This is a genomic window from Parasphingorhabdus pacifica (assembly GCF_054779195.1).
Window position 1 is genome coordinate 325,762 of sequence record NZ_BAAGYS010000011.1, and the last position, 26,169, is coordinate 351,930.

The 26,169-nt window shown below is 69.9% G+C and carries 20 protein-coding genes and 1 pseudogene; 14 read left to right on the plus strand and 7 right to left on the minus strand.

Annotated elements, in window-relative coordinates:
• The first annotated feature begins 132 nt into the window (after positions 1-132).
• From sucC to purH, 6 genes are all read left to right on the plus strand, one after another.
• The gene (gene sucC, locus ACYVAN_RS18490) at positions 133-1,302 is read left to right on the plus strand and encodes an ADP-forming succinate--CoA ligase subunit beta (protein ID WP_460961280.1); all 1,170 of its coding nucleotides are present in this window, start codon (positions 133-135) and stop codon (positions 1,300-1,302) included.
• A 3-nt stretch (positions 1,303-1,305) separates the two neighbouring features.
• A complete protein-coding gene (gene sucD / locus ACYVAN_RS18495; RefSeq protein WP_460961282.1) occupies positions 1,306-2,190 on the plus strand; it encodes a succinate--CoA ligase subunit alpha in 885 nt (294 codons plus the stop codon).
• A gap of 225 nt (positions 2,191-2,415) precedes the next feature.
• Complete coding sequence (locus ACYVAN_RS18500) at positions 2,416-3,312, plus strand: DUF5336 domain-containing protein (RefSeq protein ID WP_460961284.1); 897 nt, start codon at positions 2,416-2,418, stop codon at positions 3,310-3,312.
• A gap of 158 nt (positions 3,313-3,470) precedes the next feature.
• Positions 3,471-5,102: a cell division protein PerM gene (locus ACYVAN_RS18505; RefSeq protein WP_460961285.1), complete on the plus strand. Its 1,632-nt coding sequence runs from the start codon at positions 3,471-3,473 to the stop codon at positions 5,100-5,102.
• Positions 5,103-5,354: 252 nt separating this feature from the next.
• The gene (gene purN / locus ACYVAN_RS18510) at positions 5,355-5,939 is read left to right on the plus strand and encodes a phosphoribosylglycinamide formyltransferase (protein WP_460961587.1); all 585 of its coding nucleotides are present in this window, start codon (positions 5,355-5,357) and stop codon (positions 5,937-5,939) included.
• Complete coding sequence (gene purH / locus ACYVAN_RS18515; protein ID WP_460961287.1) at positions 5,936-7,504, plus strand: bifunctional phosphoribosylaminoimidazolecarboxamide formyltransferase/IMP cyclohydrolase; 1,569 nt, start codon at positions 5,936-5,938, stop codon at positions 7,502-7,504. Before purN ends, purH begins: the two co-directional genes overlap by 4 nt.
• A 345-nt stretch (positions 7,505-7,849) precedes the next feature.
• On the opposite strand, the pseudogene ACYVAN_RS18520 reads toward purH, so the two are convergent.
• A pseudogene (locus ACYVAN_RS18520) lies at positions 7,850-8,200 on the minus strand (mycothiol transferase); the annotation flags it as partial.
• Positions 8,201-8,364: 164 nt separating this feature from the next.
• Between ACYVAN_RS18520 and ACYVAN_RS18525 the strand changes: the two are divergent.
• From ACYVAN_RS18525 to ACYVAN_RS18535, 3 genes are read left to right on the plus strand one after another with little or no spacing between them, the layout of a single operon-like run.
• A complete protein-coding gene (locus tag ACYVAN_RS18525; RefSeq protein WP_460961289.1) occupies positions 8,365-9,072 on the plus strand; it encodes a hypothetical protein in 708 nt (235 codons plus the stop codon).
• Positions 9,073-9,077: 5 nt separating this feature from the next.
• The gene (locus ACYVAN_RS18530) at positions 9,078-10,727 is read left to right on the plus strand and encodes a DNA polymerase Y family protein (protein WP_460961291.1); all 1,650 of its coding nucleotides are present in this window, start codon (positions 9,078-9,080) and stop codon (positions 10,725-10,727) included.
• Positions 10,724-14,044 (plus strand): error-prone DNA polymerase, encoded by a 3,321-nt coding sequence (locus ACYVAN_RS18535; RefSeq protein WP_460961293.1) that lies wholly within the window; start codon positions 10,724-10,726, stop codon positions 14,042-14,044. Before ACYVAN_RS18530 ends, ACYVAN_RS18535 begins: the two co-directional genes overlap by 4 nt.
• Before the next feature lie 99 nt (positions 14,045-14,143).
• Here ACYVAN_RS18535 and ACYVAN_RS18540 read toward each other — a convergent pair whose 3' ends face one another.
• Positions 14,144-15,439: an ArgE/DapE family deacylase gene (locus ACYVAN_RS18540; protein ID WP_460961295.1), complete on the minus strand. Its 1,296-nt coding sequence runs from the start codon at positions 15,437-15,439 to the stop codon at positions 14,144-14,146.
• A gap of 57 nt (positions 15,440-15,496) precedes the next feature.
• Between ACYVAN_RS18540 and ACYVAN_RS18545 the strand changes: the two genes are divergently transcribed.
• A complete protein-coding gene (locus tag ACYVAN_RS18545; protein WP_460961296.1) occupies positions 15,497-15,961 on the plus strand; it encodes a universal stress protein in 465 nt (154 codons plus the stop codon).
• Positions 15,962-16,121: 160 nt separating this feature from the next.
• Here ACYVAN_RS18545 and ACYVAN_RS18550 read toward each other — a convergent pair whose 3' ends face one another.
• A complete protein-coding gene (locus ACYVAN_RS18550) occupies positions 16,122-19,238 on the minus strand; it encodes a glycohydrolase toxin TNT-related protein (protein WP_460961298.1) in 3,117 nt (1,038 codons plus the stop codon).
• A gap of 313 nt (positions 19,239-19,551) precedes the next feature.
• On the opposite strand from ACYVAN_RS18550, the gene ACYVAN_RS18555 reads away from it, so the two are divergent.
• The 4 genes from ACYVAN_RS18555 to ACYVAN_RS18570 all read left to right on the plus strand — a co-directional run bounded on the left by ACYVAN_RS18555 (position 19,552) and on the right by ACYVAN_RS18570 (position 23,004).
• The gene (locus ACYVAN_RS18555; protein ID WP_460961300.1) at positions 19,552-20,802 is read left to right on the plus strand and encodes an MFS transporter; all 1,251 of its coding nucleotides are present in this window, start codon (positions 19,552-19,554) and stop codon (positions 20,800-20,802) included.
• Complete coding sequence (locus ACYVAN_RS18560) at positions 20,799-21,794, plus strand: DMT family transporter (RefSeq protein WP_460961302.1); 996 nt, start codon at positions 20,799-20,801, stop codon at positions 21,792-21,794. The genes ACYVAN_RS18555 and ACYVAN_RS18560 overlap by 4 nt, the downstream gene beginning before the upstream one ends.
• A 6-nt stretch (positions 21,795-21,800) precedes the next feature.
• Positions 21,801-22,646: a bifunctional methylenetetrahydrofolate dehydrogenase/methenyltetrahydrofolate cyclohydrolase gene (locus ACYVAN_RS18565; protein ID WP_460961304.1), complete on the plus strand. Its 846-nt coding sequence runs from the start codon at positions 21,801-21,803 to the stop codon at positions 22,644-22,646.
• 67 nt (positions 22,647-22,713) lie between these two features.
• On the plus strand, positions 22,714-23,004 hold the full coding sequence (locus ACYVAN_RS18570; RefSeq protein WP_460961306.1) for a DUF3017 domain-containing protein: 291 nt from the start codon (positions 22,714-22,716) through the stop codon (positions 23,002-23,004).
• A gap of 9 nt (positions 23,005-23,013) precedes the next feature.
• On the opposite strand, the gene ACYVAN_RS18575 is transcribed toward ACYVAN_RS18570, so the two are convergent.
• From ACYVAN_RS18575 to ACYVAN_RS18590, 4 genes are all read right to left on the minus strand, one after another.
• Complete coding sequence (locus ACYVAN_RS18575; protein WP_460961308.1) at positions 23,014-23,853, minus strand: DUF4253 domain-containing protein; 840 nt, start codon at positions 23,851-23,853, stop codon at positions 23,014-23,016.
• 358 nt (positions 23,854-24,211) lie between these two features.
• Complete coding sequence (locus tag ACYVAN_RS18580) at positions 24,212-24,412, minus strand: DUF1918 domain-containing protein (RefSeq protein ID WP_460961310.1); 201 nt, start codon at positions 24,410-24,412, stop codon at positions 24,212-24,214.
• Positions 24,413-24,508: 96 nt separating this feature from the next.
• Positions 24,509-24,931, minus strand: a complete 423-nt coding sequence (locus tag ACYVAN_RS18585) for a hypothetical protein (RefSeq protein WP_460961312.1) — start codon at positions 24,929-24,931, stop codon at positions 24,509-24,511.
• Positions 24,932-25,036: 105 nt separating this feature from the next.
• Entirely contained in the window at positions 25,037-25,891 is an 855-nt protein-coding gene (locus ACYVAN_RS18590) for a metal-dependent hydrolase (RefSeq protein WP_460961314.1), read from the minus strand.
• Positions 25,892-26,169: the final 278 nt, after the last annotated feature.

The window sequence follows — 26,169 nt, forward strand, 5'->3', positions numbered from 1 at the left end:
TCCTGCACTTGATCCATTCACCAGGCAGGATTGCGACGATGGCGTGAGGCAGTTCACCGGACGCGCTGCACCACGCGTCATCGCAGGTCGATATGTTTTGCGAGTCCGACACCGACGTCGCAGGAGAGTCGCGTGGACCTGTACGAGTACCAGGCGAAGGAACTCTTCGCCTCCCACGGAGTACCGACGCTGCCCGGCTCCGTGGCCACTGATCCAGACGAGGCCAAGGCAGTCGCCGAAGAAATCGGCGGGCCCGTGGTAGTCAAGGCCCAGGTCAAGACCGGGGGCCGGGGCAAGGCCGGCGGCGTGAAGCTGGCTGATGACCCTGAAGACGCCAAGAACAAGGCCGAGGCGATCCTCGGCCTTGACATCAAAGGTCATGTAACGCGGCGCGTGCTTGTCACGTCCGCGTCCGACATCGCCGACGAGTACTACTTCTCCTTCCTGCTCGATCGCGCCAACCGCAATTTCCTTGCGATGGCTTCGGTCGAGGGCGGGATGGAGATCGAGGAAGTCGCGGCGACCAAACCGGAAGCGTTGGCGCGGATCGCGATCGACCCGATCGCAGGAGTCGACGAGGCCAAGGCGCGCGAGATCGTCGAAGCCGCGAAGTTCCCGAACGAGCTCGCCGACCAGCTGGTCGACGTGATCGTCAAGCTGTGGGAGTCCTTCGTCGCGGAAGACGCCACGCTCGTGGAGATCAACCCGCTGGTCAAGGACCCGCAGGGGAAGATCATCGCGTTGGACGGCAAGGTCACCGTCGACGAGAACGCCGCCTTCCGCCAGCCCAAGCAGACCGAGCTGGTCGATGCCCAGGCCGAGGACCCGCTCGAGGCCAAGGCCAAGGAGAAGGACCTCAACTACGTCAAGCTGGACGGCGAGGTCGGCATCATCGGTAACGGTGCCGGTCTGGTCATGTCCACGCTGGACGTGGTCGCCTACGCGGGCGAAGCGCACAAGAACGTCAAGCCGGCGAACTTCCTCGACATCGGGGGCGGTGCCTCCGCGGAGGTGATGGCGGCCGGACTGGACGTCATCCTGGGCGACTCCGACGTCAAGTCGGTCTTCGTCAACGTCTTCGGCGGGATCACCGCGTGCGACGCGGTGGCCAACGGCATCGTTCAGGCGCTGAAGATCCTGGGCGACGAAGCCACCAAGCCGCTGGTCGTCCGACTCGACGGAAACAACGTCGAAGAGGGCAGGCGGATCCTGGCCGAGGCGGGTCACCCGCTGGTCACCGTGGTGGACACTATGGACGGTGCGGCCGACAAGGCCGCCGAACTCGCTGCTGCGGGGGCGTGAACGATGGCTATTTTCCTCAACGAGAACAGCAAGGTCATCGTCCAGGGCATCACCGGTTCGGAGGGCACCAAGCACACCGCTCGGATGCTGCGCTCCGGCACCAACATCGTGGGTGGTGTCAATGCCCGGAAGGCCGGGCAGACCGTCGAGATCGAGGGTCAGGAACTCTCGGTCTTCGGCTCGGTCGAAGAGGCGATGAAGGAGACGGGCGCCGACGTGTCGGTCCTGTTCGTCCCGCCGAAGTTCGCCAAGGACGCGGTGATCGAGGCCATCGACGCCGAGATCCCGCTCGCCGTGGTGATCACCGAGGGCATCCCGGTGCACGACGCGGCGTACTTCTGGGCGCATGCCAACGCGACGGGCAACAAGACCCGCATCGTCGGGCCGAACTGCCCGGGCGTGATCTCTCCCGGACAGTCCAACGCGGGCATCATCCCGGCGGACATCACGGAGAACGGCAAGATCGGACTGGTCTCGAAGTCCGGCACGCTGACGTACCAGATGATGTACGAGCTGCGGGACATCGGCTTCTCGACCTGCGTCGGCATCGGTGGTGACCCGATCATCGGCACCACGCACATCGACGCGCTCCAGGCGTTCGAGAACGACCCGGAGACCGAGGCGATCGTGATGATCGGCGAAATCGGTGGCGACGCCGAGGAGCGCGCGGCCGAGTTCATCAAGGCCAACATCACCAAGCCGGTGGTCGGCTACGTGGCGGGCTTCACCGCTCCCGAGGGCAAGACGATGGGCCACGCCGGTGCCATCGTCTCCGGTTCTTCCGGCACGGCTTCGGCCAAGAAGGAAGCACTGGAGGCCGCCGGGGTCAAGGTCGGCAAGACCCCCAGCGAGACCGCGAACCTGATGCGCGAGATCGTCAAGGGCTGACAACGCTCAACGCGTGTCGAACGTCGGGGCCGGTCACCTTCGGGTGGCCGGCCCCGACCTTCGTGCGTGGACCGGACGCATCGGAAACGGGCGGGCGGAGCGTTCGAGAACCGACCGTCGCCCTGCACCACGGCAGTAACACTTTCGATACCGTTTCGGCAGTGCCCCGTGTTTCGGGGTGGTCGCCGTCCTGCTTCGAGGTCCCTCCAGGAGGAGTTCCGCACCATGTCCGCGCCCTACGGAATGCCGCAACAGGCACCGCAACAGCCGACTCCCCAGGGGGCCTCGTCCCGCAAGCTCGCTCTCCCGTCCATCCTCGTGCTGGTCGCGGCCGGTGCCGGACTTCTGGGTTACCTGCTCGCGTTCTTCGGACCGGCGGCTTCCGCGATCTTCAGCGGGCTACCCGGGTTGTGCCTGGTCGCGGCGGCGACGCTGGCCGGGATGAGGTTCCTGCCGAAGGCCCCGAACATGCTGTACGCGGCGGCTCCGCTCGCGGTGTACGCGCCCCTCGGGCTGCTGCAGGTCGTGGTCAACGGTGGTGGTAGCGGCCTGGTCGTGGTCCTGCTGCTGTTGGCGATCGTGCAGCTCGGGGCGGTGGCAGCGGTACTCCTGGACGAGTCCGGCTTGATCACGCTGCCTGCGGGTAAGGCGTCGCTACCGAAACCAGGCGCCGGTCGGCCCGGCCCGTCCGGTCAGCCCGGTCAGCCCGGTGGCCCGGCCGGACAGCCGGGGCAGCCCGGGCAGTTCGGGCAGAAGCCGGTGCCCGCTCCGCCGCAGCCGCCCTGGGCGCAGCCCGGGCCGCACACCGGCCCGCAGCCGCACGTGCCGCAGCCCGGTCAGCACCCGCACGCGCCCGCCCCGCAGCAGGGCGGTTGGGTCCCGTCCGCGGGGGGAGCGGTCCCGTCGAGCCCTCATGGGCAGCCGGCACCCCAGGCCGCGCCGCACGGCCAGCCGGGTGGCCAGCAGCAGGGCCAGGGTTCGCCCGGTGGTCAGCAGCCGGAGGGCCAGCCGCAGGGCGGTGGCCAGCAGCAGGGCGGTCAGCAGGGTGGTGGCCAGCAGCAGGGCGGACAGGCGTCGTCCGGACCGCAGGGCACGCAGCAGATGCCGCACCCGGGAGCCTGACGACCACTCCGTCCCATCACAGCGCCCCATCACCTCAGCGGGGCCGTGGCCACCGTTCGGCACGCACGGTGAAGGCCGGGCTCTCGGTTGGCTCGATGGGCGGACGAAACGGCGAGTCGTAAGCCGATCGGTCCAAACCGAGTGCGACATTCGGCCGCGTGATCACCTTCGAGCCAGTTCGTCGCGCATTGACCGGACGACTCGCGTTCGGACGGGTACGGGCAGGAGACGCACTGCGATCCGTCCCCGAGCGGGTGGTGTCCGTTCGTCGGCATCTGAACCGCATCGGTGTGCTCGGCTCGGCCCTCGTGCTCGTCCCGTTGACGGGATACCTCGGCATCGCCGTGCTCATGGCGACCGTGATCGGCACCGCAGAAGCGTCCCGGCTCTCGCTCGGAGCCGCGCTGGTGGTCGCGCTGCCCGGCTGGTTGGCGTTGCACCACGTGCCGCTGTCGATCGAAGGCGCTCCGCTCTCGATCTTTCCACTGCTGCCGACCGGATTGATGATCGCGCTGCTCGCCACGGCCTCGGCCAGGGTGGCGGAGCGGGCACAGCTCACCCGGCCGGATCAAGCGCGCTGGATAGTGCTCCCGATGGCGCTGGTGCACGCACTGATCGGAGCGGTGCTCGCGTCGTGGCTCGAGGGGCCGCTCGGGACTCGACCGGGGCTCGCGTTCCTGCACTGCGGTGTGACGGCACTCGTCGCTGCCACGTTGGGGGTCGCCGGGCCCTGCGGGCTGACCCACCTGGTGCGGTCGCACATCCGGGTCGATGTCTGGACCGGACTCCGGGTCGGCGTTTCGGTGCTGGCCGGGATGGTGGTCGCCGGTGCGCTCGCGATGCTCGCGGGGTTGCTCGCGTCGCTCCCGGAACTCGGTTCGGTCATCCGGGCCGCCGGTTCGGCGGGTGATGCCTACGGGCTGGTTCTGCTGTCGCTGCTGTACCTGCCCAACGCCCTGCTCGCCGGGTGGTCGTTCGCAACGGGCAACGGATTGTCGATCGGTGCCATCGAGCTGAGCCCGTTCGCCACGACCAGCGGTGAGTTTCCCGCGGTCCCGCTGTTCGCGCTGATCCCGTCCGGGGATGGCTGGGGTGCGGTGCTCGTGCTGGTGCTACCGGTGCTGCTGGGTGGCTGGTGCGGCCGGCGTTGTCTGCGCAGCGGGCAGCGCGCTTGGCCGGTGTTCGGGGTGGCGGTCGGTGTCGCCGCGCTGGGAACGGGACTGCTCGCGGGATTGGCGGGCGGGGAGCTCGGTGGTGCGGCGTTCGGCCCCGTGACGCTACGGCCGGGACTGCTCGCCGCGGCGACGTTCGGCTGGATCGCGGTTTCGGGCGCGATCGTGATCGCGCTGCGCGGAGCCGCCTACGCGGTCCCGCACGGCGTCGCGGACGACGCGGAGGACGGGATCGCGATCGGTGCTCGCGTCGAACCCGAATCGCTGGCAACGGATGGGGAGGATGCCGAGCGGGAAACGACCGCCGATTCCGGTTGGGGCGAGGACGAGTCGGCGGAGGAGGGGGCGGACGAGCCGGACCAGGAGGAATCGGGCCAGGACGAATCGGCGGATGATGTCGCCGAGCCCGGGTCGAGTGACGGCCCGACCGCAACCGATGCCGAGGACTCGATCATCGACCTGGACGACGACCTGGATGACCTGGGCGAGTACTCGGCCGTCGAGGACCCGGACGAAGACCTGACGGCCGAGGACCCGGCACCGGCGGATCCGGGTGGTGCGGAGGGCCCGGTACCGGAGGACCCGGGTGGTGCGGAGGACGGGGCCCGCGGTCGGTGATGTCCGCACGGCGGTGCGGGCGACGAGGAGTCGACGATGGCGTCCGGTTGTTCCGGAACGGCGCGTTCCAGGTGAGGGATGTGCCACTCGGCCGGGACCTGGCGGTGTCCGCACGAGGAGCGGCACTTACTCTGCACCGTGAGATCGTGACCAGCCTGTCAGGAGTCCAAGCTGAGCGCTGCGAACCGGAGCAACTCCGAACCAACGACGTCCAACCGGGTCCGGCCCGCGAATCCGATCCGGGTCCTCGTACTGGTATCCGGTTCGGGAACCCTGCTGCAGGCCTTGTTGGACGCGGTGCGCGATCCGGACTACCCGGTGCGAATCGTCGCCGTGGGCGCCGACCGCGACGGGATCGAGGGCCTGAACCGCGCGGAAGGCGCCGGTGTTCCGACCTTCGTGCAGCGGTTGGGAGACCACGCCGATCGAGCCGACTGGGACCGGGCATTGGCCGACTCCTGCGCGGAGTACGAGCCCGACCTGGTCATTTCGGCGGGTTTCATGAAACTCGTCGGTGAGCACTTCCTGGCTCGCTTCGGCGGCCGCTACCTCAACAGCCACCCAACCCTGCTGCCCGCCTTTCCCGGGATGCACGGTGTCCGGGACGCGCTGGAGCACGGGGTCCGGATCACCGGCTGCACGTTGTTCGTCGTCGACGCCGGTGTGGACACCGGGCCGATCCTCGCGCAGGAAGCGGTCGAGGTGCTGCCCTCCGATGACGAACCGGTCCTGCACGAACGAATCAAGGCGGTCGAACGGCGGCTGCTGGTGAACACCCTGGAACAGCTGGCTTCGCACGGCTGGACCGTAGAGGGACGAAAGGTGAGTATTCCGTGACCGCGAACTCGCAGGAACGGCGACCGGTTCGCCGAGCGCTGATCGGAGTGTCGGACAAGTCGGGCCTGCTCGAACTGGCCACGGGTCTGCACGCCGCAGGTGTGGAAATCATCTCGACCGGCGGAACCGCGCGCACGATCGCGGCGGCGGGCGTACCGGTCACCCCGGTGGAGGAGCTCACCGGCTTCCCGGAAACCCTGGACGGCCGAGTCAAGACGCTGCACCCGCGGGTGCACGCCGGCCTGCTCGCCGACCTGCGCAAGCCGGAACACGCCGAGCAGCTGGCCGACCTGGACATCGCAGCGTTCGACCTGCTCGTGGTGAACCTCTACCCGTTCGTGCAGACGGTCGACTCCGGGGCGGAGCAGGACGAGGTCATCGAGCACATCGACATCGGCGGTCCGGCCATGGTGCGCGCCTCGGCCAAGAACCACGCCAACGTCGCCGTAGTGGTCGATCCGAGCCGGTACGAATGGGCGCTGGAACAGATCCGCGAAGGCGGATTCAATCTGCAGGACCGGGTGGAACTGGCGGCGGCTGCCTTCCGGCACACCGCGTCCTACGACGTCGCGGTGGCCAGCTGGATGAGCCGCACTCCCGTCGGCGACGAGTCCGCCTTCCCCGGTTGGCTCGGCGAGACCTGGGAGCGGCGCTCGGCACTGCGGTACGGGGAGAACCCGCACCAGTCGGCCGCGCTGTACGTCTCCGGTGGTGAGGCGACCGGCCTCGCCGCCGCCGCGCAGCTGCACGGCAAGGAGATGTCCTACAACAACTACGTCGACGCGGACGCGGCCTGGCGCTCGGCGCACGATCACACCGAGCCGTGCGTCGCGATCATCAAGCACGCGAATCCGTGCGGGATCGCGGTGTCGTCCGACGACATCGCCGAGGCCCACCGCAAGGCGCACGAGTGCGACCCGGTGAGCGCGTTCGGCGGGGTGATCGCCACCAACCGCGAGGTTTCGGTGGCCATGGCCGAACAGATCGCGGAAGTGTTCACCGAGGTGGTCGTCGCTCCTGGATACGCCGACGGCGCCGTGGAGACGCTGAGCCGCAAGAAGAACATCCGGATCCTGACGGCGCAGCCGCCGCAAGCCGGGCGGGTCGAGATGCGCGCGATCTCCGGTGGCCTGCTGGTGCAGAAGGCGGACGAGGTCGACGCCGACGGGGACGACCCGGCGAACTGGACGTTGGCGACGGGCACACCGGTGGACGAGGCGACGCTGGCGGATCTGAAGTTCGCCTGGCGTACGTGCCGTGCGGTGAAGTCGAACGCGATCCTGCTCGCCGACAAGGGCGCCACGGTCGGTGTCGGCATGGGGCAGGTCAACCGGGTGGATTCGGCGCGGCTGGCGGTCTCCCGTGCGGGTGATCGCGCCAAGGGTTCCGTGGTGGCCTCGGACGCCTTCTTCCCGTTCGCCGACGGCCTGCAGGTTCTGCTGGATGCCGGGGTGCGGGCGGTGGTGCAGCCGGGTGGCTCCGTCCGGGACGACGAGGTCACGGCGGCGGCCGAGGCAGCGGGCGTGCCGCTGTACCTGACGGGGACACGTCACTTCGCGCACTGATCCGTGCCGGTGGGTGGTGGGTACCTGCCCGCCACCCACCGACCGCGAAGCTCCGGGCTTTGAACGAAGGTCCGAGCGCGTTCGGCTGAAGATCCGGGCGCGCGTCAGCTGAACGCGTTCTCCGCCATCGGGAATCGCGTTCCGCGTCAACGCTCCGGCTGATGATCGCCGGTTGACCCGTCGAGGCGTTCGCGCAGGATGTCCATATGCCCTGCGTGCCTGGCGGTGTCCTTCGGTGAAACGGTGTCGCCCGTCCCGTGGTGTCGGGGGCGTCGAGCTCGAGTTCGTTGATCGTGTCGTCCGCGGCCGCTCGTGCCCTCCCGTAGAACGCCAGGATGTCGTCTCGTCCGGCGATACTCGCAGATCGGCGTCCTCGTCGTTCTCGTCGAACGGCAGCGGCTCCGTCGCGTCCCCGAACCCCTCGCGGAACCAGCAGTACTCGATGGCCGCGAGGTGCTTCACCAGTCCCAGCAGGCTCGTGCCGGACGGAGTCATCCTGCTGCGCAGCTGCTCTTCACCTCGGCACAGGCACGGCAGCGACAGCGATATCGGCGTCGGCCGCGTGGTGTTCCGCCCGAGCGAAAGAACTTTCGAACGTTTGTTCGCTCGATTGGGTCTTTGGCCTTGACTTGCTTCGCTGTGCAGGGTTAACTGGTCTTGTTCGAACTGAAGTTCGATTCCCTCCCAGGTTCGCAGACTTCACTGTTCGACACTCAGGGGTGACTGTCGTCGGGGTCGGTCGCTCCCGGAGAGGTACCGCGCGGGTGCACGCGGTGCGACTCCAGACGTTGTCTCCCCGCAGCGTCGTCGTGGATGCCCTGCCGGGGTGGGTATCCGTGTGACGAGGCGGGGAGGCAGCGATGTCCGCGAAGGCGTCAGTGACGGCTCTGAACGGGATGACCACGGGTAACGGGGTACCGGTGGCCACCTCCGGAACCGAGCTGTCGGGAGCCGCTGCGGGGCGGGTCCTGCCTGCGCGGGCAGAGCTCGCCGCCGTGCTGCCATGGCCGGGCCTGCGTCGTGGCAGCACGGTGGCGGTGCACGACTCGCCGTCGCTGCTGTGGGCGTTGCTGTCCGAAGCCACGGCCGACGGAGCTTGGGCGGCAGTGGTGGGACTTCCCGGGCTGAGCCTGGTTCCGGCCTCGGAAGCCGGAGTGGATCTGACCAAGCTCGCCCTGATCCCCCAGCCGGGAGACGACCCGGTGCGCGTTATCGGCACCCTGCTCGACGGAGTGGACCTGGTGGTGATCGGCGGAACCCGGCGGCTGGCCGAACCGGATGCTCGCAGATTGTCCGCCCGGGCACAGCACCGTGGCTCCGTCCTGCTGCCGTTCGGTTCGTGGCCGGGGGCCGAGGTTCAGCTCCACTGCGCGCGGGCCCGTTGGCGCGGTGTCGGCGAAGGACATGGGCACCTGCGGGAACGGGAAATCACGGTCCGCACGAGCGGTCGTGGTGCCGCGTCCCGTCCCCGGTCGTGCCGTCTGCTGCTGCCGGACCGGACCGGTTCGGTCGACACGCCTGCCGAAACCCTCGCCGACCGCCGTCCCCTGCGTTCCGTGGTCGGGTGAGCGCGATGGTGGACACGCCCACACGTCGTCTCGTCGTCTGGTGCCCGGACTGGCCGGTAGTCGCGGCGACCACCGAAGCGGGCGTCGCGCAGCTGGAACCGGCCGCGGTGTTCGAATCCAACCGGGTGTTGGCGTGCTCGGTCACCGCGCGGAGCAACGGGGTGCGGCGGGGAATGCGGAGCCGAGAAGCCCAGGGACGGTGCCCGGAACTCGTGGTCTGCGGGCACGATCCCGCCAGGGACGCCAGGTTGTTCGAGCCGGTGGTCGCCGCCGTGGAGTCGCTCGCGCCGGGCGTCGAGGTGGTTCGTCCGGGGGTGGTGGCCGTGCCTGCGCGAGGTCCCGCCGGATATTTCGGTTCCGAAGAGGCCGCTGCCGAGCGGCTCGTGGACCAGGTCGACGCGCTCGCCGGGGTGGAATGCCAGGTGGGGGTGGCGGATGGCTTGTTCGCCGCGATCCTGGCGGCCAGGCACGGCAGGACGATCGAGCCCGGCCGCGCCCGGGAGTTCCTCGCGCCGCTGCGGATCGAGGAGATCGACCAACCCGCCGACCGCCAGCCCGCCGACCGCCGGCCCGCCGACCGGAAGAGCGCGGACCGGACCGAGCTGGTGGGCCTGTTGCGCAGGTTGGGGGTGCGCACGCTCGGTGAGTTCGCCGCGCTGCCCGCTCCCGATGTCGCGACGCGTTTCGGTGCCGACGCCGTCCCCGCGCACCGCGCGGCTCGCGGGCAGGAGGAGCGACCGCCGGGGCGCAGGCAGCCACCACCGGACCTGGAGGTGACCGAGCGGCTCGATCCCCCGGTGGAACGGGTGGATGCGGCGGCGTTCGCGGCGAGAGCGCTCGCGGAACGGTTGCACGCCCGGTTGGGCGAGTTCGGGCTCGCCTGCATGCGACTGCGGATTTCGGCGCGGACCGAGCACGGCGAGCAGTTGGACCGGGTGTGGCGGTGCGCCGAACCGCTGACTCCGGCCGGGACCGCCGACCGGGTCCGGTGGCAGCTCGACGGCTGGTTGACCGGGCAGCGGGGAAAGGCCCCGACGGCTGGGGTGGCGGTGCTGTCGCTGTTCCCCGAGGAGGTGGCCGGTGCCGGTGGACTGCAGCTCGACCTGGTCGATTCGGCGACCGGAGCGTCGGATGCCCGCGCCGGGCGCGCGTTCGTCCGGGTCCAGGGCATGCTCGGCCCGGAAGCGGTACTGGTCGGAGTGCCTGCCGGTGGGCGGGACGCGCGCGACCAGGTGCAGTGGGTGGAGTGGGGCGAGCAGGGCGGTCTCGGGCTCGACCCCGACCGGCCGTGGCCCGGCCGCATCCCCGCCCCGTCGCCCTCGGTGGTGCCGGAGAACTCGTGGCCGGCCGCGGTGCTCGATGCGGCGGACGAACCCGTCGACGTCGACGAGCGGCATCGGTTCACGGCCGCCCCGCACCGGGTCCTTGTGCAAGGACGTTCTAAGGCGGTGGTCGGCTGGGCGGGCCCGTGGCCGGTGGAGGAACGCTGGTGGCTTACCGCTGCGGAGAACGCCCGGCCCGGCAGTGGAAAACCGCGCTCGACCGTGCGCATGCAGGTCGTGTTGGAAGCCGATCCGGATTCGTCGGAAGGCGAGATCGCGCTGTTGCTGGTGCGGGAGAACGGCTGCTGGTGGGTGCAGGGGGTGTATCGGTGAACTGGTTCAACCCGAAGCAGACCTGGTCCGAACTGGAAAAAGCCCTCTCCGGACGGGAGTTCGCGAACCTGCCCGATTTCTCGGCGCCGGTGGGGCCGGAACGAATGCCTTCCGCCGCCGGGAATTCTCCGGTGCCCTACGCCGAGTTGCACGCGCATTCCAACTTCAGCTTCCTCGACGGTGCCTGCCATCCGGAAGAGCTGGTGGCCGAGGCGTCGAGGTTGGGGCTGGAGGCGATCGCGCTGACCGACCACGACGGCATGTACGGGGCCGTGCGGTTCGCGGAGGCCGCGGCCGAGCACGGGATGCGCACGGTGTTCGGGACCGAGCTGAGCCTGGCTGCGCGGACGGCTCCGCGAACGGGCGTTCCGGACCCGGAAGGTGGTCATCTGCTGGTGCTCGCCCGCGATCCGGAAGGCTACGGGCGGTTGTGCCGCACGCTCAGCCACGGCCATCTCGATGGCGGCGAGAAGGGCAGGCCGCACTATGAACTCGAACGCCTGGGGGCCGAGGCCGATGGTCACTGGCTCGTGCTCACGGGCTGCCGCAAGGGGGCGGTCCGGGCGGCGCTGGAAGCCGAGGGGAGCGGTGCGGCCGCGGCCGAACTGGATCGGCTGGTGGCGTTGTTCGGCAGGGAGAACGTGGTCGTCGAACTCACCGACCAGGGATTGCCGACCGATACGGCGCGCAACGACGCCTTGTTCGAGCTGGCCCGACGAGCCGGACTGTCCACGGTGGCATCCACAGGTGCGCATCTCGCCGGACCGGAGCGCGGTCGCGTCGCCGCGACGGTGGCCGCGATCCGGGCCCGCAGAAGCCTGGACGAGATGGACGGGTGGCTGCCCGCGTGGTCGGGCAACTACCTGCGTTCCGGTGCGGAGATGGCCGACCGGTTCGCCCGCTACCCCGGTGCGGTCGCCAGAGCCGCGGAGGTGGGCGGGGAGTGCGCTTTCGACCTGAAGCTGGTCGCGCCGAGACTGCCCCCCTACGACGTGCCGGAGGGGAACACCGAGGCTTCGTGGCTGCGCGAGTTGACCCGGCGCGGTGCGCTGGGCCGCTATGGCCCGCCGCACGAGAACCAGGCCGCCCACCGGCAGCTCGAACACGAGCTGAACATCATCGAGAAACTGGGCTTTCCGGGGTACTTCCTGGTGGTGCACGATATCGTGTCGTTCTGCCGCTCCGCGGACATCCTCTGCCAGGGGCGGGGATCAGCGGCGAATTCGGCGGTGTGCTTCGCGTTGCGGATCACCAACGCCGACCCGGTGCGCTACGGGCTGCTGTTCGAACGGTTCCTCGCCCCGGAGCGGGAAGGACCGCCGGACATCGACCTGGACATCGAGTCGGGCCGTCGGGAAGAGGTCATCCAGTACGTCTACCGCAAGTACGGCCGCACGCACGCCGCCCAGGTCGCCAACGTGATCTCCTACCGGACGAAGTCGGCGGTGCGCGACGTCGCCCGCGCGCTCGGCTACTCGCCGGGTCAGCAGGACGCGTGGAGCAAGGAAGCCGAGGACTCGGTGAGACCGGCCCCCGACTCCGGCACCGATACCGACTCCGCTACCGATATTGATACCGGCGGCGGCGCCGAGCACGAAGCCGAGATGCCCCGCCAGGTACGGGAACTGGCCGGGGAACTGACCGGGTTTCCGCGACATCTGGGCATCCACTCCGGCGGAATGGTGCTCTGCCACCAGCCGGTCAGCGAGGTGTGTCCGGTGGAATGGGCGCGGATGCCGGGACGCACCGTGCTGCAGTGGGACAAGGACGACTGCGCTGCGGCGGGCCTGGTCAAGTTCGACCTGCTCGGACTGGGGATGCTCTCGGCACTGCACCACGCGATCGATTTCGTGTACCGCCACCACGGTGTCGAAGTCGACCTCGGCGAGCTGGACCTCGACGACGCCGAGGTGTACGAGATGCTGCGCCGCGCCGACGCGGTCGGCGTGTTCCAGGTGGAGAGCCGTGCCCAGCTGGCGACGCTGCCCCGGCTCAAACCCAGGGAGTTCTACGACCTGGTTGTGCAGGTGGCGCTGATCCGGCCGGGCCCGATCCAAGGCGGCTCGGTGCACCCCTACATCCGCCGCCGTAACGGCTTGGAGGACTGGGACTACGACCACCCGTTGATGAAGGGGGCGTTGGAGAAGACCCTGGGCGTTCCGCTGTTCCAGGAACAGCTGATGCAGCTGGCCGTCGACGTCGCGGGCTTCTCGCCCGCCGAGTCGGACGAGCTGCGGCGGTCGATGGGCGCGAAGCGCTCCGGGGAGCGGATGGCCCGACTGCGGGACCGGCTGTTCGAGGGCATGGCCGCGAACGGGATCACCGGCGAGGTCGCGGACCGGGTGTACGCGCGACTGCTGGCGTTCGCGAACTACGGCTTCCCGGAAAGCCACGCGCTGAGCTTCGCGCTGCTGGTGTTCGCCAGCGCGTGGTTCAAGCGCTACTACCCGGCGGCGTTCTGCGCGGCGCTGCTCAAGGCACAGCCGATGGGGTTCTACTCGCCGCAGTCGCTGGCCGCCGACGCCCGGCGGCACGGGGTGCGGGTGTTCGGCCCCGACGTCAACGCCGGTCAGGTGCACGCGGATCTGGAAACCGATGTGAGCAGCGAAGGCGGCCGGGCCGTGCGGCTCGGATTGGCTTCGGTGCGGAACCTGGGCGAGGAACTCGCCGAACGGGTGCTCGTGGAGCGGGACGCGAACGGGCCGTTCGCGGACATGGCCGACCTCGCTCGGCGGGTGCGGTTGACGACTCCGCAGATGGAGGCGCTGGCCACGGCGGGCGCGTTCGGTTGCTTCGGACTGTCCAGGCGCGAAGCGCTGTGGCATGCGGCGGCGGCCGCAGCGGACCGGCCGGAGCGTCTGCCGGGGACGACGGTGTCGCCGACGACACCGGCGCTGCCCGGCATGGGTGAACTGGAGGTGGCTGCCGCCAACGTGTGGGCGACCGGCGTGTCACCGGACAGTTTTCCCGTGCAGTTCCTGCGCTCCCGATTGGACGATATGGGCGTGCTGGCGGCCACCGCGCTGTCCGAAGTGGAACACGGCACTCGGGTGTTGGTGGGCGGAGCTGTCACCCACCGGCAACGGCCTGCAACGGCGGGCGGCATCACCTTCCTCAACCTGGAGGACGAGACCGGCATGGTCAACGTGGTCTGCTCGCCCGGTTTGTGGGCCCGCTACCGCAAAGTGGCGCGGAACAGCTCCGCGCTGCTGGTGCGGGGAACCCTCGAACGCGCCGATGGGGTGGTCAACCTCCGCGCGGATCGGTTGCAGCGCCTGGACATGCGCGTGCCGTCCACTGCGAGGGACTTCCACTGAACGGCGTTGCGGACGACACCTCGCCGGGCCGCCATCCGCGTCACCGCCCGAACCGATTCGCACACCCACGATCCGGCATCAGAACCAGGTGGCCGCACCTCACGTCGCGACGCCGCAGCGCCGCAACACCAGCAGGGCGTAGGCACGGGCGGACCGCTCCAGGTCCTCGACCAGTACGTGCTCGTCGTGCGCGTGGGCGAAACGGATGTCGCCCGGCCCGTATTGCAGGGTCGGAACCCCGGCGGCGGCGTAGAGCCGCAGATCGGTTCCGTAGGGCGCACCCACCGCCTCCGGCAGCTGCCCACCGGCATCGGCCACGGCCGCGCGGGTCTGGTCGAGCAGCGGGTGTCCGGAGGGGAGTCTGCCGGAGGCGAACATGCCACCCGGCCAGCTCACCCGCACCGGATGTTCCGCGAGCCACGGATTCGCCGCGCAGGCCCGGGAAATCGCGTCGGTGAACTCCGCCTGCGCATCGGCGAGGCTCTCGCCCAACCGGACTCCGTAACGCCCCTCCGCGACCGCCAGATCCGGCACGGTGCTCGCCCAGTCACCAGCGCGGACCATCCCGACCGCCAGCGGATACGGGATCTCCAGGTGTGCCACCAGTGGATCCGGGTCGACGTTGCGCCGGGACTCCAGCTCACGCAGCACCGGAAGCAGCAGTGCCAGCTTGTCCATCGCGTTCACGCCGCGGTACCGCGTGGAGCCGTGCGTGCTCTGGCCGGGGATCTCCAACCGGAACGTCAGGGAGCCGCCGTTGGCGGCCACGATCGTTCCGGAGCTCGGTTCGGGCAATACGCACGCCGCCCCCCGGTATCCCCGGTCCAGCGTGGCGAACGCGCCCAGACCGCCGTCCTCCTCACCCACGACGCTGTGCACCGCGACCGGTCGGGCCGGCCGCACACCCGACACCCGGAGAGCTCGCAGCGCCTCCAGGACCGCCGCCACCCCGCCCTTCATGTCGCAGGTTCCCCGCCCCGCGGCCACACCGTCGGCCAGGCGCAGCGCGTACGGGTCGCGGTCCGGCCAGCGGTCCAGGTCGCCGGGCGGAACCACATCGGTGTGCCCGCAGAAGACGAGCGCGGGCTCGCTCCCCCCTGGGACCTCGGCGCCGTCGAGCACGCCGACGCAGCCGTAGGCGACCTCGCGTTCGGTTTCCTGGCCGGGAAAACCCGGCATGCCCGACAGCGAGTCGAGGTCGATCCGCCAATGGTCGACCCGCTGCCCCAACCGCGCCAACCGGTCGGCGCACCAGTCCTGGGCTTCCTGTTCACCGGTGGTGCCACCAACGCTCGGTATCGCCACCAGCTCTCGGAGATCGGTGAGGAGAGCGTTCGAATCGATGTTGTCGAGCACCGCACGTTCGACGGCGGTGAGATTTTCGGCGATGTCCACCGCACGAGTGTGTCGCACCCAGGGGACGCCACGAACGCCTGCCACTACCATTCCGGCGTGGCCGAAGGCGACAAATACACCCAGCGGGGCTTCGAGATCGGCAAGGACGGGCTCGGCGGCATCGTCGTGGGCATGGACGGCAGCCCGGCGAGTTTCCACGCCGCCGCATGGGCGGCGGGGCTCGCCCGACGGGAACGCGCGCGCTTGGTACTGGTCTACGTCGAAGCGGTAGGTGGAGTCGCGTACTGGTCACCGATGGGGGTGGCGGTGGCCAGCGAAGCGGCCGAGAGTTTGGTGGAGGAGCTGAAGAAGGAAGTCGTCGCCCACCTGAAGTGGATCGACATCGACTGGGACTTCGTCCACCACCGTGGCGACCCTGCGGTGGGGTTGGAACAGGTCGCCGAGCAGTACCGGGCTGATCTGATCGTGGTGGGTCGTTCGCGGCGTCGGGGCGGCCTGTTGGGAACCGTGCCCGCCACCTTGGTGGTCGAAGCCGTGCGGCCGGTCGTCGTGGTTCCGTGAGAGAGCCCCCGGTGTCGTGATCCCGGTGTGGTGACCCCGGTGTCGTGATCCTCGTGTCGTGACGAGCGTGTCGTGACGAAGCGCGCGGTGCGGGGCCGCGGCGGACTAACGCGAACGAGGCGGGTGGATTTCGCATCCACCCGCCTCGTCGGTTCGGCGTTCAGTCCATCGGTGGCGGCGGTGCCTCGTTGCCCGCCAGCTCGATCAGGGTTCCGTCGGCGATCAGATCGCTGATCGCCGTGGGCAGCACGTAGGCCGTGCCGCCACCGGGCTGTTCGAACCACGGCACAGCCGTGCCCCGCAGCACCTGGATCGGTCGCTGGACCCGGTAGGCGATGTACGGCCGGTTCGACCACTGCGGTGGCAGCGACCGGTGGGCGAACGGAGTGCGGGCCGCGTAGGTGACGTTGCCCGCGGGCTCGCCGAAGCGGTCCAGGTCCGTTCCGGGCTGCAGCATGATCGGCCGCCGGTCCCGGTAGAGCGTCAACGGCGGTTCCCCGCGCAGCGGCTGGATCTGAGCTCCCGCATTCGGTTGCGCAGGTGCCTGCCCCGGTTGCGGTTGTTGTCCGGCGGGTGGCTGTCCGGCGGGTGGCTGACCACCGACGGGCGGTTGACCACCGACGGGCGGTTGCCCGACCGGCGGTTGCCCGGCGGGCGACTGAGGCGGCTGTTGCTGCGGACGTGCGGCGGGATCACCCGGACCGGCCTGCTGCTGCGGTGGCCGGTTCATCGGCCCGCTCACGGGGCCGGGAGCCTGCATGGGTGGTCCACCCACGCCCGATGCACCAGGACCCGGCTGCCGCTCGCCCATCGGCCCCTGCGGAGCGGGTCCACCCGCGGGCGGACGTCCGCCCTGGTCCGGGCGCGGTGGGCGTTTGGGAAGTCCGCCCGGCTGTTGTCCCTGGTTCGGCGGGCCGGTGGGAACCGCCTGCGTCGGCTGTTGCCCGGCAGGTGGCTGCTGCCCCATCGGCGGCGCGGGCTGCTCGGGTCGCGGCGCCTGGTGGAACCGAGTGGCTTCTTCGCCGGACTGCGGCTCCTGCGCGGCCGGCGTGGCTTCGCGGGCGGCGGGGGCTTCAGCCTCGGTTTCGGCTTCGGGTGGCGGTCCCTGATTCGCGGTGAACAGGAAATGGCCGCCGGACTCGGACCGCTTCGGCTGTTCCGGAGCGGAACTCGAGGTGGCGGCTGCCGCGGTTGTCGGTTCGTCCGCCCGGTCCGTGCGCGTGTCGGCCACGGCCTCGGCCCGCGCGGCGGTCGCTTGCGCCAGGCCGGCGGGCATGTCCGCCGGGCCGGATTCTGGCCGTCCGATGTCGGGCTGTTCCGCGGTGGGAGCCTCCCGTTCGGGCCGACCGTCTTCCGACTGGTCCGCATCGAACAGCGGTGCTTCGTCCCGTGCCTCGGTGCGCGCGGCTTCGGGCTCCTCCGCACCATCCGGTGCGTTGTCGGGCAGCGCCTGGTCGGCGGATTCGGCGACCTCTGCCCGTTCGTCGGCGATCGACGATCCCGCACCGGCGTCGTCGTCGCGGTCCGCGATCGAACCGATACCGGCGAACAGCAGGCTGCCCAGCAGGTACGCGGCGGCCTGTTCGGAATGCGAGAAGCGGACGTCCTCGCCCGGGTGGTCGTCCGGGACCGTTGTGACGACCCAGTCCGCCCCGTCCCGCAGCAGGCAGTGCGCATCCGGGGTGTGGCTGCCGATCCGGTATTGGTCGGCGGCCACGCCGAAGGCGGTCAGTTTGTCGTGCAGCAGCGCGAGCACTGCTTCGTCGTCCTCCTGCAGCTCGGCGTCGGCCCGCTCGTGCCGGGTACCGGCGAGCGGCTCGGCGTCGGAGTCCCACGAGTCCGACCTGTCGAAGTCCGCCCGGCCCTCGTCGGAGGGGGCGACCCCCAGCGTGAGCCCGTCGTTCTCGGCGGTCTCCTCGACGGTGGGAGCCGGATCCGCTTCGTACCCGACCGCACTGCCGAATCGCGGTTGCTCGGACGTTCGTTGCACGAGGTCGGATTCGGAGTCCTCCGATTCGACCTCGCCGACGGGCACGTGCGTGCTCTCGCCGGTGTGCGCGGGTGCGTCGGCTGCCGCGTCGATCGAGTTTCCGCGGAGACCGAGATCGCTCCCGTCCCCGGGCTCCCCGAGCTCGTCGGCCGCGGGCCGGAACTCGGCCTCCGGCTCGGCTTCGGTTTGCGGCTCGGCGTCGGGTGCCCCGGCGTCGGGTACCCCGGTGGCCGCGGCGGAGACCTCTCGCGGCGGAACGGGCGACTCCTCGGCCACGGCCGATTCCGGGTACATCCCCTCGGGAGCGGCCGCACCGTCCGAACCGACCGGAACCTCCTGGTCACCGGATTGCGGTTCCTCCGCGCGCTGCTCATTCGCGGCGGACCGCTCGAACAGTTCACGCGTCGCCGCGTCGCGAGTCCGGTCGTCGATCTCGGTGAGGGCGAATCCACGGGCCCGGATGTGCTCGACGAGCGCTGATTCCGGGGGCACGGCGTACTGGGCGAGGTAATACGGAACCGCGCCCTGCCACATCCAGACCCCGTCGGTGTGCCAGGTGGCGGGTACGGCGCTGGGCTGTTCGGGATGGAGCAGGTCTGCCTCGTTGTCCCGGGAAGCGAGCACGATTGGTGCGCTCTCCAGGTACTGACGCAGCGCGGACTGCTCATCGGGGGAAACGGGAACGCGGGTGGTGACAAGCGGACGTCCGTGCTCGTCGAAGTCGTCGAAGACGGCGGCCGTCCGGAAGTTCCCGGTCGTCTCGGCCTGCTCCACGGGGGCAGGAGGAGCCTGCGGTGGTGTCGAGGGAGGCTCGGTCGTCTCGGAGGACGTCGGCTGAGTCGCGGCGCCGGAACCTTCCAGCTTCTCCCGCAACCAATCCGGCACGTTTTCCTCCGCGCGCGGATAGCGGCGCAATTCGTCGATGTAAGCGGCTCGCGGGAGCGGACGCTGCCACCGCGGTTCCGCGTCGAAGTTGATGTCGATCCGGTAGCTCGACGGCTTCTCCACGATGTAGAGGGCGCTGAGCCACGTCCCCACGTCGGGCCGGTACATGCCCTCGCGGAGGTGCTCGAAGATCTCCAGCAGCTCCTCAGGCGGTTCCCACGGTTCGCCGGCGCCGTCCTCTTGCAGGACGATCTCTCCGAGCAGATCGTGGTACTCGCCAGTCGCGCGGTACTCCACCGTGATCTGCTGCCAGTCCTCAGGCGCGGCCTGTAACAGCAAGACGCCGATCCTGCGGGCTATCTGTTCCTGCTCTTCCGGACTGATCGCTGTCGGTCGCGACATGGGTGACATCCTCCCCCTCTCACCAAGGCACACCGAGCCCACCCCGCTCCAAACGCTACTCGACGTCGGAGCGGCCATGTGTCTGCGGAGCCGAGTCGGTGTTGTTGGTCCAGGCCATGGGCTTGACGGAGATCATCGCCGCGCACGGCGATCTTGTGCCGAAAGCTTGCCCTTCCCCGGGCCGTGAGAACATCACACCACCAGGTGGGATTCCAGCTCGCGCGCCGGGCGTGTGCGAATCACCGCTCGAAAATCTCGTGCGCGGTGAAATCCGGTGGCTCTACGCGCGTGCGTGCGGGCAGAGTGTGACGTCGTGCTCCGTCCCTATCGCTTGCTCGGTGACATCCCGCACGCCATCGAGCTGGTGAGCTTCGCCCTGATCGCGCGCCTGCACGTACCCGCCCTCCCGATCGTGTTGACGTTTCTGGTCGTCGACTGGTCCGGCTCGTACGCCACGGCGGGTGCCGTGGCCGGGGCGCTCACGGTGGGACAGGCGGTGGCGGGCCCGCTGCGCGGCCGCGCAGCCGATCGTCGTTCCGGCCCGAAGCTCCTGGTCGTGACCGGTATCGGATTCGCGTTCGGGCTCGGCGCGATCACCCTGCTGACCATGCCGGGCGGGTTCCTTCCCGCATCGTGGTGGTGGCTCGCGCTGCCGGTGGCCTCGCTCACCGGGCTCTCCTTTCCACCCGTCGGTCAGATCACTCGAGCCAGCTGGTCGCGAATCGCCGAAGGTCCGGCGCGCGAGGCGGCCTACGCGATCGAGGCGACCATGCAGGAGCTGGTCTTCGTGGCCGGGCCCATGCTCTTCGCCTTCGTCGTCGCCTTCTTCGGTCCGGTGTGGGCGAGCGCCCTGTGCGGCCTGTGGTCCGTAATCGGCCCGTCTCTGCTGGGCATTGCGTTGTGGCGGGCCGGGCTGAGTCGACCACCGGGGAGCGGGCACGGGCGGGGACGCATCCCCGGCGATTCGCTGTTCACCGTGCCCGGGTTCGTGCCCGTGCTCGGATTCGGCACCACCCTGATCGCCGGGGTCATCGCGACGGACCTGCTCATCGTCGGGTGGGCGCGCGAACTCGCCGCCCCGCAGTTGGCCGGCGTGCTGGCGGCGGTGTGGGCGAGCGGTTCGCTGCTGGGTGGGCTGCTGGCCGGCGCGCGGGTGGGGCCGCCGCGGCTCTGGCCGCGCGCGGCGATGGTGGTCCTCGGCTTCGTCGTCCTCGTTCCGTCCCTGCCGCCGATCGCCGATCCCGCCTCGCCGTGGCTGGTCGGAATGCTCCTGTTGATCGGCGGCATGGCGATCGCTCCGACGTTGGCCGCGGCCAACTCACGGCTCGCCGAGCTGGCTCCCGGTCGCCGCCGCGCCGAGGCCTTCGGCTGGTGGACCAGCGCCACCACTGCCGGAGGCGCGCTCGCGTCGCCGCTTGCGGGGTGGCTGCTCGACATCGCGGGTCCTGCCGCCGTTGCCGCCGCCTCGGCCGGGCTCACCATGGTCGCCGTGTTCTTTGCGGCACATCACAGCCTTCGTGGCTCGCTTTCGGCGCCGCTCGGCGAGGAGACTGTCGCCACGTGACTACCGAGACATCCGTTCCGCCGCAGAACGTCGCCCCCACTCCGCAACGAGTGGTCGGGTTGCTCGCCGCATCGGCGGTGGGCGTCGTGCTGGCGGTGCAGTCCCGAATCAACGGGACCCTCGGAACCCGGCTCGACGACGCGCTGGCGGCGGCGGTGATCTCGTTCGGCCTGGGGCTGCTCATCCTGTTGCTGGGCACGGCGTTCAGCTCGTCCGGCAGGCGGGGGATGCGGCGGATCGCCACCGAGGTCCGGTCCGGGGCCGGACTGCGCTGGTGGCACTGCGTCGGCGGGCTCTCCGGTGCCTACCTCGTGTTCAGCCAGGGCGCCGCCGCCGGAGCACTGGGCGTGGCGCTGTTCACCGTCGGAGTCGTCGCGGGGCAGGTGGCCAACGGCCTGGTCGTGGACCGGTACGGACTGGGACCTGGTGGTCCGCAGCGGATGACCGTGCCGCGCGTGCTCGGTGCCGTGATCGCCGTCGGTGCCGTGGCGATGGCGGTAGCTGCCGAGCTGCGCGGTGCGAACCCGAGCGGGCTGGTGCTGCTGCCCGTGGTGGCCGGTGTGCTGATGGCCTGGCAGCAGGCCGTCAACGGCAGGGTCCAGCACGCCGCAGGCTCGACGCTGTCGGCGTCGACGCTGAACTTCGCGGTCGGCACGGTGGCCCTCGTCGTGGCCTTCGCGGTCAAGGCCGCGGTGGCCGGGGTGCCCTCCGGCTTCCCCACCGAACCGTGGCTCTACATCGGCGGTGCGCTGGGCATCTTCGTCATCGGAGGGGCTGCCGCGCTCGTGCGCTACACCGGCGTGCTGGTGCTGAGCATGGGGATGATCGCGGGGCAGCTCATCGGTGCGCTGTTGCTCGATCTGATCGTTCCCGTGCCGGGAACCCGGATCGAGGTGTCGACGCTGGCAGGCATCGGGTTCACCTGCCTGGCGGTGATCGTGGCGTCATTGCCGGACCGGCCGGGACGCCGTTCGTCGGATCTGCCACGATAAGCAGCTGTGAGTGCGACGATTCTGGATGGCAAGGCCACCAAAGACGCGATCTACGAGGAGCTGAAGCCTCGGGTCGCCCGGCTCGTTGAGCAGGGCCACACTCCTGGACTGGCCACCGTGCTGGTCGGGGACGATCCCGGGTCGCACTCGTACGTGCGCGGCAAGCACAACGACTGCGCCAAGGTCGGCATCAACTCGATTCGCCGGGACCTGCCCGCCGACGCGACCCAGGCCGACCTGGAGAAGACGCTCGACGAGCTCAACGCCGACCCGGCGTGCACCGGCTACATCGTGCAGCTGCCGCTGCCGGACCAGCTCGACGCGGGTCCGTTGCTGGAGCGCATCGACCCGGCGAAGGACGCCGATGGGTTGCATCCGGTCAGCCTCGGGCGACTGGTGCTCGGCGAACCGGCCCCGCTGCCGTGCACGCCGCGCGGCATCGTCGAACTGCTGCGCCGCTACGACGTGCCGCTCAACGGTGCGAAGGTCGCGGTCGTGGGCCGCGGGATCACCGTGGGGCGTTCGCTCGGCCTGCTGCTCACCCGCCGCAGCGAGAACGCCACCGTCACCCTCTGCCACACCGGAACCCGGGACCTGGCGGGCGAGCTGTCCGATGCGGACGTCATCGTCGCGGCCGCGGGCAAGTCGCACCTCATCACGCCGGAGATGGTCCGGCCAGGAGCCGCGGTGCTCGACGTCGGTGTCTCCCGCACCGAGGACGGGCTCACCGGTGACGTGCATCCGGACGTCGCCGAGGTCGCCGGGCACCTGTCGCCTAACCCGGGCGGCGTCGGCCCGATGACCCGCGCCATGCTGGTCACCAACGTCGTGGAAGCAGCCGAGAGCCGCTGACCCCACGAGGTCTCGTCCGTTCCGGACCTCGGCGAACGGGTGGCGACGAGCTTCGAGGAGGAGCGACATGAGCGAGCGATCCGCGGGTGGATCGCGCATGTCCGTGCACGTGCCGTTCGTGCTGGTGGCGTTCGTGGTGCTGAGCGGCTTGGTGTGGGTCGGCATGCGGCACTGGCGGGAGGGCACGGTCCTGATCGGCGGTGCGCTGATGCTGGCCGCGCTGCTCCGCGCCATGCTGCCCGAGGACCGGGTGGGCATGCTGGGTGTGCGCAGCCGGGTCGTCGACGTGCTTCTCTTCGGAGGACTCGGCCTGCTGATCGCGGCGGTCTCCGTGACGATCACCGGTGAGTCGGTCTAGCGCTGCCGCTCAATCCCACCAGAACGACCAGGTACGGCGGCCGCGGATCTCGTTCGCGTGGTCGATGAGGCTGCCGGACTCCTGCATGATCCGATCCGGGCAGAACGCCCAGTGCTCGGCGGCGACGGCCCGCGCGTGTTCCGCCTCTTGCGGGGGCGCGGACACGCTCACGTCGACCCTGTCGGGCCCGAGCCGCAGCAGCCGCGCGCCGAACCTGTTCTCCCAGCTGCGCAGCATCGCCGACAAGCCGGCTGTGCGGGACACGTGGTTGGCCGCCCCGGACCAGCCGAGCACCGCTAGGACGTCGGCCCCGTGCTGCGCGGGGACGAGCGCGAGCCGGGTTTCGTGATCGATGAACCGGTGCGTCTGCTGGTTGGCCAGGATGTCGGGGTCCGCGAGCAGGTTGCCCGGACGGGTGAGGCCGGGGCAGACGTCCCGGAACGGTTCGAGCGAGTCGAGGTCGTAGGCGGGTTCGATGCCGTCGTCGGATCGGCAGAGTCCGTCCCAGATCCGGGTCATGACGTCGGCGGCGTTCCAGCGGTCGATGTGCTCCCGGGGTTCGGGCGGCACGACCCCGACGGTGCAGCGTTCGCCGTAGACCTCGTTGTCGTCGCAGAGCAGCAGTGGCCAGAGCCCCGAGTTCCGGTCGGCGCGGAGCGCGGCGATCAGCTGGGCGGGCGGGGGCTCGTCGCTGATCCAGCACAGCGGCTTCGGGGCGTCGCCGTCGATTCGGGTGGATTGCTCGGCGAGCAGTTCTCCGGGCGGCAGCGCTACGGAAACGCCGGCGGAACCGCCGAGCAGCGCCGAAAGATCGGCGAGGGGGTTCGATTCCCGATCTTCTCGCAGCACGTCACCGCCTCCTTGTCACACGATCTGACCCTTGATTCACCCTAAAGAACAGGCGAGTTGGGTTGACGATCAGTGTGACATCTGACCATGTGGTGGAAACCAGTTCAGCTTCGCCCCTATCCCACCACGCCGGGGCCGCAGCCGATCACCGCAGGTCACGAGAGACGGGGTTCGCCGCGAGTCCGACCATCCGGTGCGACCGGTGAACGGTGCGGGCCGGGACGAGCCGAGCGGTGCGCCGGACGCGCCCGGTGCCGATCGGCGACCGAGAAGACCGGCCGAGAAGACCGGCCGAGAAGACCGGCCGAGTAGGACGGGCGCGAAGGATGGGCGGACCGGATCGGCCCGCCCATCGGACTCAAGCTCCCTGCGGTTTGCGCTGTTCTTCGACCACGCAGTCCCCGCCGGGGTAGACGAGCCCTTCGTGTCCGTCAGCGAAGCGGACCAGATACGGCGGGGCCCCATCTTCGCCGCGGACCTCGAGGATCACGCCGGTGCGGTCGGCTTCTTCGACAGTCCGGCTGTGCACGTGCAGTTGGTCGCCGATTGTTGCCTTCATCCCCATCACCTCCGCAGCCCAAGGCTAGGTGACGCAGCGCACGTCATGCAGCAGGCGAGTCAGGCACTTTCGAGGTGAATCCGGCTGGCCCGCCGCCTACTCCACCATTTTTCCGCAGGTCAAAGCCACCTCCGAGGTCTTGTCGAGGTGTTGCTGGGTCCAATCCAGGCTGTTCTGCATCGTCACTTCGCCCGCCGTGACCTTTTCGAGGGACCGCTGGACCGCCACGAGGTTCTCCTGGAGGGTCTGATCGGCGGTTTGTTCGGCCAATCCCGAGATCTCGTCGATCTTGGCCTGCGAATCTGCCTTGGCCTTCTCCACGTCCGAGAAGTCCGGGGTAAAGCTGGTGACCTCCAGGGCCTTCGTGCAGGCGGATGCGTTGTCGAGGCCCTGTTGGGCCTGGTCGACGCGGTCCTTGGCCTGCTGCACGCCCTCCTGTGCCTCCTGCACCTCGCCACACGCGGAAAGTCCGGCAAGCAGCACCAGTGCCACACCGACAAAGAGCTTTCGGGCTCGCATGTTCCCTCCGGGGTTCAACTCGGCACCGTTCCTCGGTGTCGACCAGCGAGCCTAGAGGTAGTGGATCTGCCCCGGGTCCCGATCGGGCGGTTTTCTCCGCGTCGCTCAGCCGTCAGGCGGGATCGGTGCGGAATCCGGGATGATCCATTCCATGACGGCGGGCGGCAGGTCCAGTTCGTGCAGCCACGGAGCGGCACCGACCCGGTAGAGCACCGCGGCGCTGAGGAACACGGCTGCCAGCGTCAGACCGGGCCCGATGAGCATCATCTCGACCCGCCCGCCGGTTGTGATCCGCATCGGTTTGGGCGGGGCCACCGGGAACCACGTCTTGCCGCCCAGCGGAATCGGCCACAACATCGGGCAGCCCTGCTCGGTGATCGCGTCGCCGATGAAGTGCGCCACGCAGCCGATCATCACGGCCACCCCGAACGCGGCGGCGTCGGTGGGCTGGTCGCCCGCCCACATCCAACACGCGACGGTCAGCACGAGCGAGGCCACGGTGATCAGCACCGCGTCCTTGCGCGGGCACCAGGTGTGCATGATGCCGCGCACGGCCAGACCGGCGAAGGTGAACATCAGGATGCCCAGCGCGGTCCCGCTGCTGCTCTGCACGATCGCGGTCGTGAGGAGACCGGCGATGATCGCGAAAACCACCGTGTGGGTGAACCCGCGGTGCGTGCCTTCGCGGTCGCTGTCCCGCTTGGTGCGGGTAAGCCGGTACATGAAGCCGCTCAGTCCGCTGATCGCGGCGGAGAAGCCGCGCGAGATGCCGCCGAAGGTGCTCGCCACGGTGGATTTGGGGTGGTCGATGTCCGGGAGCAGCGCGGCGCCGGAGGCCAGCGTCGCCCCGACCACCCAGGTCTTGGGCGAGAGCTGACCTATCGTGTGGGAGCCCGCCAGTGAGGTCACCGCCGCCCAAGCGGCGAGCCCACTTATGGCGTGTGTCGGTCCCGTGGCCATTGGCCCCTCTCCTTCGCCGCTCGGACCGGTCCGGCCCGCACTCCCGACGCGGTGGGCGAGCCGTCCGCTCCAAGATCCACCTGCGCGGAGTGAGCCTATCGGGGGACGCTGAGGGTGTGGGGCGGGCTCCACCGCACCCGCGCGCAGCGATACGGGCCTCGCCGGGGCCGCCGTCGCCCAGAACTCGGCCGACGAATCAAGAGGGGTTTTTTCACTGGGGCCTGTTGGAACGAGTGGGTGGGCGGCACAATCCAGACTGATAGCAGTACGCTTGTACC

Bases quoted from the DNA above. Each gene is read 5' to 3' on its own strand.
- sucD (WP_460961282.1), top strand. From the start codon at position 1,306: ATGGCTATTTTCCTCAACGAGAACAGCAAGGTCATCGTCCAGGGCATC.
- ACYVAN_RS18500 (WP_460961284.1), top strand. From the start codon at position 2,416: ATGTCCGCGCCCTACGGAATGCCGCAACAGGCACCGCAACAGCCGACT.
- ACYVAN_RS18525 (WP_460961289.1), top strand. From the start codon at position 8,365: ATGTCCGCGAAGGCGTCAGTGACGGCTCTGAACGGGATGACCACGGGT.
- ACYVAN_RS18530 (WP_460961291.1), top strand. From the start codon at position 9,078: ATGGTGGACACGCCCACACGTCGTCTCGTCGTCTGGTGCCCGGACTGG.
- ACYVAN_RS18550 (WP_460961298.1), bottom strand. From the start codon at position 19,238: ATGTCGCGACCGACAGCGATCAGTCCGGAAGAGCAGGAACAGATAGCC.
- ACYVAN_RS18570 (WP_460961306.1), top strand. From the start codon at position 22,714: ATGAGCGAGCGATCCGCGGGTGGATCGCGCATGTCCGTGCACGTGCCG.
- ACYVAN_RS18580 (WP_460961310.1), bottom strand. From the start codon at position 24,412: ATGAAGGCAACAATCGGCGACCAACTGCACGTGCACAGCCGGACTGTC.
- ACYVAN_RS18585 (WP_460961312.1), bottom strand. From the start codon at position 24,931: ATGCGAGCCCGAAAGCTCTTTGTCGGTGTGGCACTGGTGCTGCTTGCC.
- ACYVAN_RS18590 (WP_460961314.1), bottom strand. From the start codon at position 25,891: ATGGCCACGGGACCGACACACGCCATAAGTGGGCTCGCCGCTTGGGCG.